We start from the raw sequence: 11,822 nt of genomic DNA, 5'->3' as shown, positions 1-11,822 counted from the left end.
ATGGATTCCCTGAACTCCCTCATCGACGGCTTCGGCACTGCCCTGACCCCGATGAACCTGCTGTGGGCCGCCGTCGGCGTGCTCCTCGGCACCGCCATCGGCGTCCTGCCCGGCATCGGCCCCGCCATGGCCGTGGCCCTGCTGCTCCCGGTGACGTACGGCCTCGAACCGACCGGCGCGTTCATCATGTTCGCCGGCATCTACTACGGCGCGATGTTCGGCGGCTCCACGACCTCGATCCTCCTCAACACCCCCGGGGAGAGCGCGGCCGTCGTCGCCGCCATCGAGGGCAACCCGATGGCCAAGGCGGGCCGGGGCGCGCAGGCGCTCGCCGCGGCGGCCATCGGTCACTTCGCCGGCGGCATGATCGGCACGATCCTGCTCGTCGTCCTCGCTCCGACGGTCGCCGCGCTCGCCGTCGACATCGGCGCCCCCGACTACCTCGCCCTGATGGTCCTCGCCTTCATCGCGGTCACCTCGGTCCTCGGCTCCTCCCGCATCCGCGGTCTCGCCTCGCTCCTCGTCGGCCTCACGATCGGTCTGGTCGGCCTCGACCAGATGACCGGGCAGCAGCGCCTCACCTTCGGTTCGCTCCAGCTCGCCGACGGCGTCGACGTCGTCATCGTCGCGGTCGGACTCTTCGCCATCGGCGAGGCCCTCTGGGTCGCGGCGCACCTGCGCCGCACGGCGGGGGAGGCCATCCCGGTCGGCCGCCCCTGGCTGGGCGGGGACGATGTGAGGCGCACCTGGAAGTCCTGGCTGCGCGGCCCGTTCATCGGCTTCCCGTTCGGCGCGATCCCGGCCGGCGGCGCGGAGATCCCGACCTTCCTGTCGTACGTCACGGAGAAGCGCCTCTCGAAGCACAAGGAGCAGTTCGGCAAGGGCGCCATCGAGGGCGTGGCGGGACCCGAGTCGGCGGCCTCGGCCTCGGCGGCCGGGACGCTCGTCTCGATGCTGACCCTCGGCCTGCCGACGACGGCCGTCGCCGCCGTGATGCTGGCCGCGTTCCAGCAGTACGGCATCCAGCCCGGCCCGCTGCTCTTCGAGCGGGAGCCCGAGCTGGTGTGGGGGCTGATCGCGTCGCTGTTCGTCGGCATGGTGCTCCTGCTGGCGCTCAACCTGCCGCTCGCCCCCGTCTGGGCCAAGCTGCTGCGCATCCCGCGCCCGTACCTCTACGCCGGCATCCTCTTCTTCGCCGCCGTCGGTGCGTACGCGGTGGGCGGCGAGGCACTCGACCTGGTCATCCTGCTGGTCGTCGGCCTGATCGGACTCGGCATGCGGAGGTACGGACTGCCGGTCCTGCCGGCCGTGATCGGGGTCATCCTCGGCCCGGCCGCCGAGCAGCAGCTGCGCCGCGCCCTGCAGATCAGCGACGGCTCGGTGACCGGTCTGGTGAACACGCCGTTCTCGATCACCGTGTACGCGGTCGTCGCCCTCCTGCTCACCTGGCCGCTGCTGCGGAAGGCGGTGGTCCGGCGCCGTAACGTGGCGGCATGACACAGGACATGCGGCTCGCGGTGAGCGGCGACGTGCCGAGGGTGAAGGCCGTGACCGACGCGGCCTACCACCACTACATCGACCGCATCGGTCTCGTACCGGCCCCGATGGAGGCGGACCACGCGGCGGACGTGGCCGCCGGGAGGGTGTTCGTCGCCGGCGATCCGGTGGTCGGCCTCGTGGTCCTCAGGACCGAGGCCGACCACCTCTACCTCGACAACATCGCCGTCCACCCCGACGCCCAGGGCACCGGCCTGGGGCGGCTGCTCCTGGGCTTCGTGGAGTCCCGGGCGCGCGAGCTCGGGCTTCCGGAGGTCAGGCTGTTGACCAACGCGATGATGTGGGAGAACCAGAAGCTGTACGAGCGGTACGGCTATGAGGTCGTCGAGCGGCGCGCGGACGGACCGTACGACCGTATTCACTACCGAAAACTGCTCAACTCGCCCCCCAATGGGTGAGTTTCGACGGTAGGGCGGCCGGATCCGGTATCCCTGGCGGGCAGCACCTTCCCCCCACCCCGAAGGGACCCCGCTCATGCGCGTCCGACTCGTCCTTGCCGCAGGCGTCCTGCTGGCCTCCGCCGCCGCCCCCCTCGCCCACGCGGGAGGGGCCGGCGGCCTCTCCGCGGGACCGGCCCTCGACGGCCCCGTGCTCAACGGACCTCTCCTGAACGGATCCGCCCTGAACGGGCCCGTCCGCGACGGACACGTCCTTGACGGATCCGCCCTCGACGACCGGGCGCCCGGCAGCCGCGCGGCCGACGACCTCACCGTCTACGGATACGGAACCGTCGGCGACGACAGCACGGTGACGCTCTCCGGCATGTACCGCTGCCTCGACGACAGCGCCGGTCCCGTCTTCGTCAGCTCGACGCTCGTCCAGGGGAACCGTTCCGCCGGGATCGGCGGCACCCAGGCCGTCTGCGACGGACACCTCCACGAGTGGGTCAACACCTCCGTCGTGAAGGACCCCGCGTACCGACCGGGCTCCGCCCGGGTGCGCGCCACCCTGATGCAGCTCACGGCCGACGAGGAGGGACTGCCGACGCCCGGCTTCCTCGCCGCCGAGGACGCGGCCGTCGTACTCCGCTGACGCCACCCGGGCGTACGGCCGCCGGGCCCGCCGTCGAGGGCGGGCGGGCTCCGGCCGCCGGGGCCGCCGGCGCAGCAGCTCGGGCCGGGCCGCGACGCTAGGGCAGCAGCTCTGGCCGGGCCGTGCCGCCCGCTACCGCAGCAGCTCGATCAGGCCCTCGCGCCCCAGGACCTCCAGCTCGTCGAGGGCGACCACGGCACACGCCGCCGCCTCCGGATCGGAGGCGGTGAGCCCGCTCGCCGCGAACTCGTCCTCGTCGAGCCGCAGCACCTCGCTGCCGTCCGCCGACACCCACAGGTCCAGGTCCAGGTCCTCGATCACCACCCCGGAGCCGTCGATCACGGCCGGCCGGGTGATGTCGCAGTACCAGCCCTTGAGCGCGCCGTCCGCGGACCACACCTCCTTGACCGTGAACCAGCGGTCGCTCCAGTAGTGCTCCACGAAGACATCACCCGGCTCGAACCGCACGAAGCCGAAGTCCCGTACCCCGTCGGCCGCCCACGGGGCACGCACCGAGAGCCGGGCGCCGTCCTCCGTCAGCACCTCCGCCGGGTAGCGGATCTTCGTCCGGCCCGCCTTCGTCAGGGTGACCTCAACCGATCGTCCGGACATGCCGTACCTCCCGCGCCCCGACCTCGTAACCGAACCACTTGTTGATCGCCAGCATCGGCTCGTTCCCGGTGTCGTTCCCGGTGAACGCCTCCGTGCAGCCGGCCGCCCTGGCCCGGTGCAGCGACGTGTTCTTGGCGAGCTTCGCGAGCCCGCGCCCGCGGAACGCCGGCGCGGTGCCGGTCATCCCCGAGTTGTACCGGCCCAGACCGTCCGTCTGAGCCGCGCTGAACGCCGCCGGCACGCCGTCCACCACCGCGACCGTCGTCAACGCCCGGTCGAAGAGCGGGTGCTCCCAGGTGGTCGCCCGCCAGTGCGCGAAGTCGTCGAGCTCCACTCCCACGTCGCCCGGCTCGTCGGCCGACGTCAGCGCGTCCAGCTCGAAGAGCGGCCGGGGGTCGGCCGCGAAGTCCTCGGCCGTGAGCAGCTCGACACCGGCCGGCGGCGCCTGCAGCGGCGGCAGCTCGGCGGTGGTGAGGTCGAGCCGGAGGAAGTAGGCGGAACGGCTGGAGGAGTACCCCCGCCGCGCGGCCCAGGCGAGGTTCTCCGGCGCGTCCAGGACCCAGCTGTACAGGGTCCGCGCCCCCCGCTCGGCCAGGTGCTCCTCGGCGGCGCGCAGCAGCAGCGTCCCGGCACCGCGACCCAGGTGCTCGGGGTCGACGTACACGTTGGCGTAGCCGATGCCGGGCTCCGCCGCGTCGTGCGCGATCCCGACCTGGGCGGTCCCGACGATCCCGCCGGTCCCGGTCACGGCCACGAGCGGCCGGTAGTGGCTGTCGGGGTGGGCGCGCGCCCAGTCGAAGACGAGCTGCTCGGCCGTGGCGAGCATGTAGGGGAGGGCCGCCCGGCGCACCCGGGCGAAACCCTCGGCGTCCTCGGCGTGTACATCACGGACGATCACAGTCATGGGGCCGCACGCTACGGGCAGGGAGCGCACCGCCGCCTCCCATTTTCGGGTGGGGTGGGGGCAGAATCGGCGGGGTGACACTCACCATCGCCGTGGACCACGAATCCACCACCGCTCCGTACGAACAACTGCGTGCCCAGATCTCGGAGCGGGCCAGGTCGGGCCGACTGCCGGTCGGGTACAAGCTGCCGACGGTACGAGGACTCGCGGAGCAGCTGGGCCTCGCCGCGAACACGGTCGCCAAGGCGTACAAGGCGCTGGAGGCGGACGGGGTGATCGAGACGCGCGGGCGTCACGGCACCTTCGTCGCCGCCGCGGGCGACGCGGCCACCCGCCGGGCCGCGACCGCCGCCGCCCAGTACGCGGAGGAGGCCCGCCGCCTCGGTCTCAGCCGCGAGGCGGCCGAGGCCGCGATGAACGAGGCCCTGCGCGCGGCCTACGACAGCTGACGCCCGGGCGCGGGCTCCACAGGTACGGGCCCTACAGGTACGGGCCCCACAGCTACGGGCTCCACAGGTACAGGCCCTACAGATACAGGCCCGCCCCCGCCGTGCGGGGTTCCGGGAACTCCGCCGGGGGCGTGCCGCGCCGCAGGGCGAACAGCTCCGCCAGCGTCGCGCCCTCGCGCGGTACGTCCTCCGTGCGCCCGAGCCACTCCACGGACTCGGCCCGGCTCAGCGGCCCGACCTCGATCCGGGCCAGGCAGCGGCCGGGCCGGACCACGGCGGGGTGGAGCCGCTCCAGGTCCTCGTTGGTGGTGACGCCGACGAGGACGTTGCGCCCCTGGCCGAGCAGACCGTCCGTCAGGTTGAGCAGCCGGGAGAGGGCCTGACCCGCCGTGTGCTTCGCCTCGCCCCGGATCAGCTCGTCGCAGTCCTCCAGGAGGAGCAGCCGCCAGCGCCCCTTCGCCGTGCCCTCGTCCTCCCCGATGGCGATGTCCATCAGATAGCCGACGTCGTTGAAGAGCCGCTCCGGATCGAGGACGCAGTCCACCTGGCACCAGTCCCGCCACGACCGGGCCAGGGTGCGCAGCGCGGACGTCTTGCCCGTGCCGGGCGGGCCGTGCAGCAGCAGGAGGCGGCCCGCGATCGACTCGGGCGTCACCTGCATCAGCCGGTCCATCGACTCGGCCACCGGCGCCGAGTAGTTGGGCCGGACCTCGTCCCAGGTCCCGGCGCTGATCTGCCGGGTCGTCCGGTGCGGGCCGCGCCGCGGGGACACGTACCAGAACCCCATCGTCACGTTCTCCGGCTGGGGCTCCGGGTCGTCCTTGGCCCCGTCGGTCGCCTCCTTCAGGATCCGCTCGGCGAGGTCGGGGTCGGCGGCCGTGACGGTGACGTCGGCGCCCCGGTTCCAGCGGGAGATCAGCAGGGTCCACCCCTCGCCCTCGGCGAGCACGGCGCTGCGGTCGTCGTCCTTCGCGGCCCGCAGCACGGTGGCGCCGGCGGGAAGGAGGGTCGCCTCGGGCCTGACCCGGTCCACGGTGGTGCTGTGCGAGTGGGGCTGCTCCCCGGTCGCGAAGCGGCCGAGGAACAGCGCGTCCACGACGTCCGCGGGCGAGTCGCTGTCGTCGAGAGTGAGCCGGATCGGCAGCGACCGCTGCGGCTCGGACGGTTCCGGTGGGGTGTCAGCCATGGGCCCATGATCGGGCAACCGGGCATTCCGTGCACCGGGTTTTGAACGGGACGATTCCGCGGACGCCCGGCTCCCGGAGCCGGACCTGGGGCTCAGATCCAGTGACCCCGTGCCGCGCCCCGGGCGCGCCGCGCGAGCGCGTACCCCTTCGTCATGGCCCGGTCCACCGCGAACGCACGGGCGATCGCCCGGCCTTCCACGAGCCGGGTGAACTCCTCGGCGCCGGTGGACCGGCGCACGGTCACCCGCTCCAGGGCGTACGGCCCCTGGCGGCGTCTGGCCAGCGCGTTGCCGACGGCGAGCGCCTGCGTGAAGCCGGCCTCCCGGACCGTACGGCGGACCCGGCGGCTGGAGTATCCGTACGGGTACGCGAAGGAGACCGGCGCCGTCCCGAGCTCCTCGCCGACGATCTCCCGGCAGCGCAGCGTCTCGAACCGGAGCCGTCCCGCGTCGAGCTGGTCGAGCTGGGGGTGGGTGTGGCTGTGCCCGCCGATCTCCGCGCCCGCGTCGGCGAGTTCCCGCACCTGCGCCCAGTCGAGCATCGTGTCGAGCGCGCCGCCCGTCTCGTGCCTGCCGCGGAGCCAGCCGGTGGAGACGAAGACGGTGCTCGCGAAGGAGTGCTCGGCGAGCACGGGGAGGGCGTGCCGGTGGACGCCCTCGTAGCCGTCGTCGAAGGTGACGAGGAGCGGCCGCGCGGGCAGCGGGCCGCCGGTCCGCCAGGCGGCGGCGAGCGCGGCGGTGGTCAGCGGGGTGAATCCCCGCTCGGCGACCACGTCCATCTGCGCGGCGAAGGCCTCGGGGGTGACGGACAGACCGAGGGTCGCGGGAGCGGGGTCGGCGTCGACGGCGTGGTACATGAGGATGGGGACGGGCACGCCGGCGCTGTCGGTGTCCTCCGTGGTCCCGGTGCTGTCGGGGGTGCGGTCGAGGGCGTCGTCGAGGGTGTCGTCGGGGGCGCGGTCGGTACGGCCGGTCACCGGAGCCCTCCCTCGGAGGCCACGGACACGGCCTCGGCCCGTACCGCCTCACCGGTGCCGGTGCCGGCACCGGCCGTGTCCTCGGCCCCGCCCACGGTCCCGGTCGCCATGGCGTCGTGTCGCTCGATCGGCCCCCAGGAGAACGTCGTCCCGTTCCTCCGGGCCCGCAGCGTCCCCAGCGCGTAGCCGCCGGCCGCGACCGTCACCCCGGTGACGATGGCCCCGGCACGGCCCGCGCCGCCGGAGCGTCCGCGCAGCGCGTCGCGCATCCCGCGCAGGACTCCGGCGGGCAGCACCCGGGTCGTGTACCGCCGTTCCGACTCCAGGCCCTTCTGCGCGCCGACGCTGCGGGCGACGAGTGCCTTCGAGAGCCCCTCGGCGTAGACCCGGGTGCGGAAGTAGCCGAAGCGCTCGCGCACGGCGGGCACCTTGTGGTGGATGACGGCCCGGTCGTCGATGAGCAGGATCGCCTCGGGCATGGCCTTGGAGAGCCGGATGCACAGCTCGGTCTCCTCGCCGCCGAGCGGGCGCCGGTCGCCGTCCCGCCCGATGCCGGTGGCGAATCCTCCGGCCGCGTCGAAGGCCGTACGGCGGAAGGAGGCGTTGCCGCCGAGCACGTTGCGCACCGGGACGCGGCCCGGGGGCAGTCCCAAGTACGTGCAGCCCACGACCCAGTCGAACTCCTCGGGGAACCAGGCCGGGCGGCGGCCGGAGGCCCAGGCGGGCAGCGTGCGGCCGCCGACGGCCATGACGCGCGGCTCGTCGTAGGCCGCCGAGAAGTGGTGGAGCCAGTCCCGCTCGGCGACGGCGTCGTCGTCGAGGAAGGCCACGAACTCGCCGCGGGCGGCGGCGATTCCGGTGTTGCGGCCGGCGGAGAGGCCGCGGGGGCCCGCGTTGGCGAGCACCCGCACCTCCTCGGTGTGCCGCTGTTCCGCGTACTCCTCGGTCAGCCGGGTGAGGAGCCGCTCGTTGTGGTCGACCACGAGCAGTGTCTCCAGGGCGGGCAGCGACTGCTTCCGTACGGAGTCGACGGCGGCGAGGATGTCCTCCCACCGCTCCTCCGTGTAGACGCAGATCACCACCGAGAAGCCGTGCGGGGTCGTGCGGTCGTTCAAGACGCCTCTCCCCGGGGAACGCTCACCGAGAACGGGGCCGGCCGGCGCCGGGCTGCCTTGCTGACGGCCTTCTCCTTGAGGATGACCTTCAGGACCCGGATGCCGTCGCGTACGGCGTTGAGGTTGCTGACGCCGTGGATCCGGTTGTACTCGTGGCTCGGCACCTCCTGCACCTTGAGGCCGGCCGTGACGACCCTGATGTTGATGAGGGTCTCTATCTCGAACCCGGTGCAGTCGAGGGTGATCTTGTCGAGGCAGTGCCGCCAGAAGGCGTTGTATCCGTAGCAGAGGTCGGTGTACCGGGCGCCGAACTTGCGGTTGACGAGCGAGCAGAGAGCCCAGTTGCCCAGTCGGCGAATGGTCGTCATGTCGTCGGTGCCGCCGCCGTTGGCGAAACGGGAGCCCTTGGCGAAATCGGCACCACCGACGAGGGCGGAGACGTACGAGACGATCTCCTGGCCGTCGGCCGAGCCGTCCGCGTCGACCATGACGATGATGTCGCCGGTGCAGGCCGCGAATCCGCTGATCAGCGCGTCGCCCTTGCCCTTGCCGACCTGTTTGACCACCTTGACGTCCGGCCGGAGTTCGCGGGCGACGTTCACCGTGTTGTCCGTGGAATTTCCGTCGACGAGGACGACTTCGTGAATCCATTCCGGCAGTGTCTTGAACACATACGGAAGATTTTCGGCTTCGTTCATCGCGGGAATGACAACACTCACCGGCGGAGTGATCGCCAGATGTGAGGTGATCGCCCGGTACTGGGCGGCTATTCGACTCGGCTCGGTGATTTCTTGGCCCGAGACGGATGGGCGCAGGAACGAGCTCATGGGTCTGGTTTCCCTCTCGTCCGGTGGGCCGCCCACCCCTTGGGCGGTCCGATGGTGTGTCCGGTTCGAAAGGGGGGTTCTCGCCATCCCGCGCAGAACGATCACCTTGCGGGATCGGCGAGTTGGCATGTCTGGCCGCGCGGTACCCGCGACTCGGCGCACGTTCGAACACCGAGCACGGCACCCCCCTACCGCGCCCCGCCCCGGTTCCATCAGCGACGCTAGAGCCCTCCCCTGAGCCGCTGTGCGTGATGGACCGGTGCGGGTGAGATGTACGACGGTATTGATGAATGGGACTGTATGGCAAGTCCCGGATCTGTGGCCCGCTTTTCCGCAGTTTGGCGAAGCTTCGACGGTCAGATGTGCAACCTTCCCGGTCGGATCCGGTCAATCCGTTTGCATGCAGGGAACAGTGATGCGGCATCAGGCGTCTGTGCTTTGTTGTGCGAATGTGTCGTGTTCTCGCTCGATCATTCGGCGGGACCGGAGGCTCCGCTTCCTGTCTGGTTTCGATCGCTCATGGCGACCGGGCGCTCATGGCTGGAAAGAGGCGGACGCTGACGGAGGATCGGGTGACGTTCGTCCACAGTTTTGACATGAACACTTCCGGCGCGGCGGATCCGATGCTACTACCTGGTAGCGCAGAGATCCTGCTAAAGGGAGGTTCCATGAGACTGTCCCGTTTTGCCGCCGTTTCGTCCTCGCTCCTCCTAGGTGCCGTCCTCGCCCTCACCGGGGCGGGCGCCGCCCAGGCCGCCGAGGCCGCCGCAGTCGACTATGTGGCCCTTGGTGACTCGTACTCCTCCGGTGTCGGCTCGGGGAGTTACGACAGCGCCAGCGGCGACTGCAAGCGCTCCACGAAGGCGTACCCGGTGCTGTGGAAGAACGCGAACGCCCCCTCCTCGTTCGCGTTCACCGCCTGCTCGGGCGCCCGAACGGGTGATGTGACCGCGAATCAGCTCGGTCCGCTCTCGTCCGCCACCGACCTGGTCTCGATCACGATCGGGGGAAATGATGCCGGTTTCGCCGACGTCATGACGACCTGTGTGCTGCAGTCCGAAGCCACCTGTATCAGCCGGGTGAATCAGGCCAAGGGCTACGTCGACACGACGCTGCCCGGCAAACTCGACTCCGTCTACACCGCGATCAGGAACAAGGCGCCCGCCGCCCGCGTCGTCGTCCTCGGCTACCCGCGCTTCTACCAGCTGGGCGGCAGCTGCGTCGCGGGCCTGAGCGAGAACGAGCGCCGCGCCATCAACGGAGCCTCCGACTACCTCAACGCCGCCGTGGCCAAGCGCGCGGCCGACCACGGCTACACCTTCTCCAGCGTCGTCCCGGCGTTCACCGGACACGAGATCTGCTCCGGCTCCGCCTGGCTCCACAGCGTCAACTGGCTCAACATCGGGGAGTCCTACCACCCGACGGCCGCCGGCCAGTCCGGCGGCTACCTGCCCAGCTTCAGGAACGCGGTGTAACCGGACCGCCGTCCGTGGCGCCGGGGCGGGCCGGAGCGGTGCTCGTGACACCGCCAGGCCCGGGCCCGGCGCCACGCTCGTCGTCCCGGACCAGGTGATACGCCAGGGCTCCCGCGATGAGCAGCGCGCCGACCAGTCCGGCGAGCAGGACGTGGGCGCGACGGGGCGACCTCGGCCGGGGTGGCTTCGGCCGGGGTGATTCCGGTGCGGCACCCGCGGGTGCCGCCGGGGTGCCGGCGCGAGAGCCGCCGATCCGCCCGCCCGGCCCGTCTTCCGCCTGAGCGGCGGAGCGTCCGGCGGACGGTTCCGCCGGGGCCCGGCCGGAGTCCGGCGGGTTCGGCGTCGCCCGTGCGGGCCGCGCCCCGCCCGTCGCCACCCGCCGCAGCTCCCGCTCGACCTGGTCCGCCGTCAGGGAGTGCTCAGGGCTCCCGTCGGACGGCCCTCCGTCGGACAGCCCTCCACCGGAGAGCCTCTCGACGAGAGCGCGGAGTTCCCCGGCCCGGTCGTCCCTCGCGGGCAGCGGCGACGGCCGCGCCGACGCCGCCGCGTCGAGGAGCCTTCCCAGGGCGCGCAGCTCCGCCGCCGGACCCGGATCGTCCCCGGGGGCCGTGCCGAAGCCGGTCACGACGACCCGTCCGTCGTTGGCGAGGAGGACGTGCTCCGGGTCCACCTCCCGGTGCGGGGCGCCGGCCTCGCGAGCCGCCCGCAGTCCGGCCAGGACCTCCGCCCCGACCCGGGCGGCCTCGCGCGGCGGCAGCGGCCCGGCCGCGTCGACGGTCTCGGCCAGGCTGAGGCCTCGGACCAGCTCCATGACCACCCAGGGCCGGCCGTCCTCCGTGGCGACGCCGAGGACCCGTGCGACCGCGGGATGGGAGATCCGGGCGGCCGCCCGGGCCTCGCGCTCGCGCCGCGCGTACAGAAGGGGCACCTCGTCCGCCGGGAGCCCGTCCGGGGCCCGGAGTTCCTTGAGGGCCACCTCGTGGCGGTCCGTCTCGTCCAGGGCGCGCCAGACGGTGCCCGTCGCCCCTTCGGCGAGCACGTCCAGAAGCCGGTAACGACCCGCGATCACCGTCATGGATCCACGGTAGCCGAGGGGTGTCCCGCCCGCCCCGGTCCGTCGGCGGCGGGGTGCCCGCTCCGCACGCCGTCCGGCGGGGACGATCTTGGTGGTGGAGATCACACCGATCCGGGTGCGCGGGCACGGGGGTCCGGAGGGCAGGATGGTTCGTGACGGTTCGGCAGGTGTTCGAATCCTGTCCAACTCGCCCTGGAATCAGACGGATTCGGACGGTGACCGTCAACCCCCGTACGAGTGCCGTGCATCCCGTCGCCGGGATACACGGGTGTCACCGCGGGGCGATAGGGTTAACCTGCCCTGGGTCGGGTGCCCTTGTACGGGTGGGGAGTGACATGGAACAGATAGCAATGCGCAGCAGGCCGCGAGTGCCTGCCATCACCTGCGGGAGCAGCGCGACGAGTTCGCGGCTCGACCGTCATCTCGCGGTGCTCGGCGGTCCCGCCGTGCCCCAGCGTGAGGTGGCCGAGGCGACGCTGCTGATGCGTGAACTGACGTCGCGTACGCCCGAGGTCTCGGTGCACGGTCACCGCAGCCGCAGCGCGCGGGTCTCGCTCTTCGCCCCGCTCCGCCGCCTGCGCCGCTCCCTCTTCGGGACGCGCCACTAGGAGCC

General features: G+C 72.2%; 13 protein-coding genes. 6 read left to right on the top strand and 7 right to left on the bottom strand.

Features of this window, described 5'->3' with window-relative positions:
* From AMK27_RS30440 to AMK27_RS30430, 3 genes are all read left to right on the top strand, one after another.
* Positions 1-1,497, top strand: a complete 1,497-nt coding sequence (locus AMK27_RS30440) for a tripartite tricarboxylate transporter permease (protein ID WP_073915307.1) — start codon at positions 1-3, stop codon at positions 1,495-1,497.
* Positions 1,494-1,955 carry a GNAT family N-acetyltransferase gene (locus AMK27_RS30435; RefSeq protein ID WP_073915304.1) on the top strand — a complete coding sequence of 154 codons (462 nt, stop codon included), beginning with the start codon at positions 1,494-1,496 and terminating at the stop codon, positions 1,953-1,955. Before AMK27_RS30440 ends, AMK27_RS30435 begins: the two co-directional genes overlap by 4 nt.
* Before the next feature lie 76 nt (positions 1,956-2,031).
* Complete coding sequence (locus AMK27_RS30430; RefSeq protein ID WP_073915301.1) at positions 2,032-2,589, top strand: DUF6299 family protein; 558 nt, start codon at positions 2,032-2,034, stop codon at positions 2,587-2,589.
* 132 nt (positions 2,590-2,721) lie between these two features.
* Here the strand turns inward: AMK27_RS30430 and AMK27_RS30425 are convergent, their stop codons facing one another.
* The gene (locus AMK27_RS30425; RefSeq protein ID WP_073915298.1) at positions 2,722-3,201 is read right to left on the bottom strand and encodes a DUF402 domain-containing protein; all 480 of its coding nucleotides are present in this window, start codon (positions 3,199-3,201) and stop codon (positions 2,722-2,724) included.
* A complete protein-coding gene (locus tag AMK27_RS30420) occupies positions 3,182-4,105 on the bottom strand; it encodes a GNAT family N-acetyltransferase (RefSeq protein ID WP_073915295.1) in 924 nt (307 codons plus the stop codon). Before AMK27_RS30420 ends, AMK27_RS30425 begins: the two co-directional genes overlap by 20 nt.
* Positions 4,106-4,179: 74 nt before the next feature.
* Between AMK27_RS30420 and AMK27_RS30415 the strand changes: the two genes are divergently transcribed.
* Positions 4,180-4,554, top strand: coding sequence for a GntR family transcriptional regulator (locus AMK27_RS30415; RefSeq protein WP_055599231.1), 375 nt, complete (start codon positions 4,180-4,182; stop codon positions 4,552-4,554).
* A 76-nt stretch (positions 4,555-4,630) separates the two neighbouring features.
* On the opposite strand, the gene AMK27_RS30410 is transcribed toward AMK27_RS30415, so the two are convergent.
* The 4 genes from AMK27_RS30410 to AMK27_RS30395 form a co-directional block, all read right to left on the bottom strand.
* The gene (locus AMK27_RS30410) at positions 4,631-5,740 is read right to left on the bottom strand and encodes a DUF5925 domain-containing protein (RefSeq protein WP_073915292.1); all 1,110 of its coding nucleotides are present in this window, start codon (positions 5,738-5,740) and stop codon (positions 4,631-4,633) included.
* Positions 5,741-5,832: 92 nt separating this feature from the next.
* Positions 5,833-6,597 (bottom strand): polysaccharide deacetylase family protein, encoded by a 765-nt coding sequence (locus AMK27_RS30405; RefSeq protein ID WP_073915502.1) that lies wholly within the window; start codon positions 6,595-6,597, stop codon positions 5,833-5,835.
* A 116-nt stretch (positions 6,598-6,713) separates the two neighbouring features.
* A complete protein-coding gene (locus tag AMK27_RS30400; RefSeq protein ID WP_073915289.1) occupies positions 6,714-7,832 on the bottom strand; it encodes a glycosyltransferase family 2 protein in 1,119 nt (372 codons plus the stop codon).
* Positions 7,829-8,659: a glycosyltransferase family 2 protein gene (locus AMK27_RS30395; protein WP_073915286.1), complete on the bottom strand. Its 831-nt coding sequence runs from the start codon at positions 8,657-8,659 to the stop codon at positions 7,829-7,831. The genes AMK27_RS30400 and AMK27_RS30395 overlap by 4 nt, the downstream gene beginning before the upstream one ends.
* A 668-nt stretch (positions 8,660-9,327) precedes the next feature.
* On the opposite strand from AMK27_RS30395, the gene AMK27_RS30390 reads away from it, so the two are divergent.
* Positions 9,328-10,134, top strand: a complete 807-nt coding sequence (locus tag AMK27_RS30390) for an SGNH/GDSL hydrolase family protein (protein WP_073915283.1) — start codon at positions 9,328-9,330, stop codon at positions 10,132-10,134.
* On the opposite strand, the gene AMK27_RS30385 is transcribed toward AMK27_RS30390, so the two are convergent.
* A complete protein-coding gene (locus tag AMK27_RS30385) occupies positions 10,118-11,209 on the bottom strand; it encodes a protein kinase domain-containing protein (protein ID WP_073915499.1) in 1,092 nt (363 codons plus the stop codon). The two genes, AMK27_RS30390 and AMK27_RS30385, sit on opposite strands and share 17 nt — an antisense overlap.
* A 335-nt stretch (positions 11,210-11,544) precedes the next feature.
* Here AMK27_RS30385 and AMK27_RS30380 point away from each other — a divergent pair, with 335 nt between their 5' ends.
* Complete coding sequence (locus AMK27_RS30380) at positions 11,545-11,817, top strand: hypothetical protein (RefSeq protein WP_073915280.1); 273 nt, start codon at positions 11,545-11,547, stop codon at positions 11,815-11,817.
* Positions 11,818-11,822: the final 5 nt, after the last annotated feature.

The sequence above is a fragment of the Streptomyces sp. CB02009 genome (assembly GCF_001905825.1).
Lineage (GTDB): Bacteria > Actinomycetota > Actinomycetes > Streptomycetales > Streptomycetaceae > Streptomyces.
The sequence above is the reverse complement of the archived record's forward strand: the minus strand, read 5'-3'. Positions and strand labels throughout refer to the sequence as shown.

Coding starts and splice junctions, on each gene's coding strand:
- AMK27_RS30440 (WP_073915307.1), top strand. CDS start 1: ATGGATTCCCTGAACTCCCTCATCGACGGCTTCGGCACTGCCCTGACC.
- AMK27_RS30410 (WP_073915292.1), bottom strand. CDS start 5,740: ATGGCTGACACCCCACCGGAACCGTCCGAGCCGCAGCGGTCGCTGCCG.
- AMK27_RS30405 (WP_073915502.1), bottom strand. CDS start 6,597: ATGTACCACGCCGTCGACGCCGACCCCGCTCCCGCGACCCTCGGTCTG.
- AMK27_RS30430 (WP_073915301.1), top strand. CDS start 2,032: ATGCGCGTCCGACTCGTCCTTGCCGCAGGCGTCCTGCTGGCCTCCGCC.
- AMK27_RS30420 (WP_073915295.1), bottom strand. CDS start 4,105: ATGACTGTGATCGTCCGTGATGTACACGCCGAGGACGCCGAGGGTTTC.
- AMK27_RS30385 (WP_073915499.1), bottom strand. CDS start 11,209: ATGACGGTGATCGCGGGTCGTTACCGGCTTCTGGACGTGCTCGCCGAA.
- AMK27_RS30380 (WP_073915280.1), top strand. CDS start 11,545: ATGGAACAGATAGCAATGCGCAGCAGGCCGCGAGTGCCTGCCATCACC.
- AMK27_RS30435 (WP_073915304.1), top strand. CDS start 1,494: ATGACACAGGACATGCGGCTCGCGGTGAGCGGCGACGTGCCGAGGGTG.
- AMK27_RS30425 (WP_073915298.1), bottom strand. CDS start 3,201: ATGTCCGGACGATCGGTTGAGGTCACCCTGACGAAGGCGGGCCGGACG.
- AMK27_RS30395 (WP_073915286.1), bottom strand. CDS start 8,659: ATGAGCTCGTTCCTGCGCCCATCCGTCTCGGGCCAAGAAATCACCGAG.
- AMK27_RS30390 (WP_073915283.1), top strand. CDS start 9,328: ATGAGACTGTCCCGTTTTGCCGCCGTTTCGTCCTCGCTCCTCCTAGGT.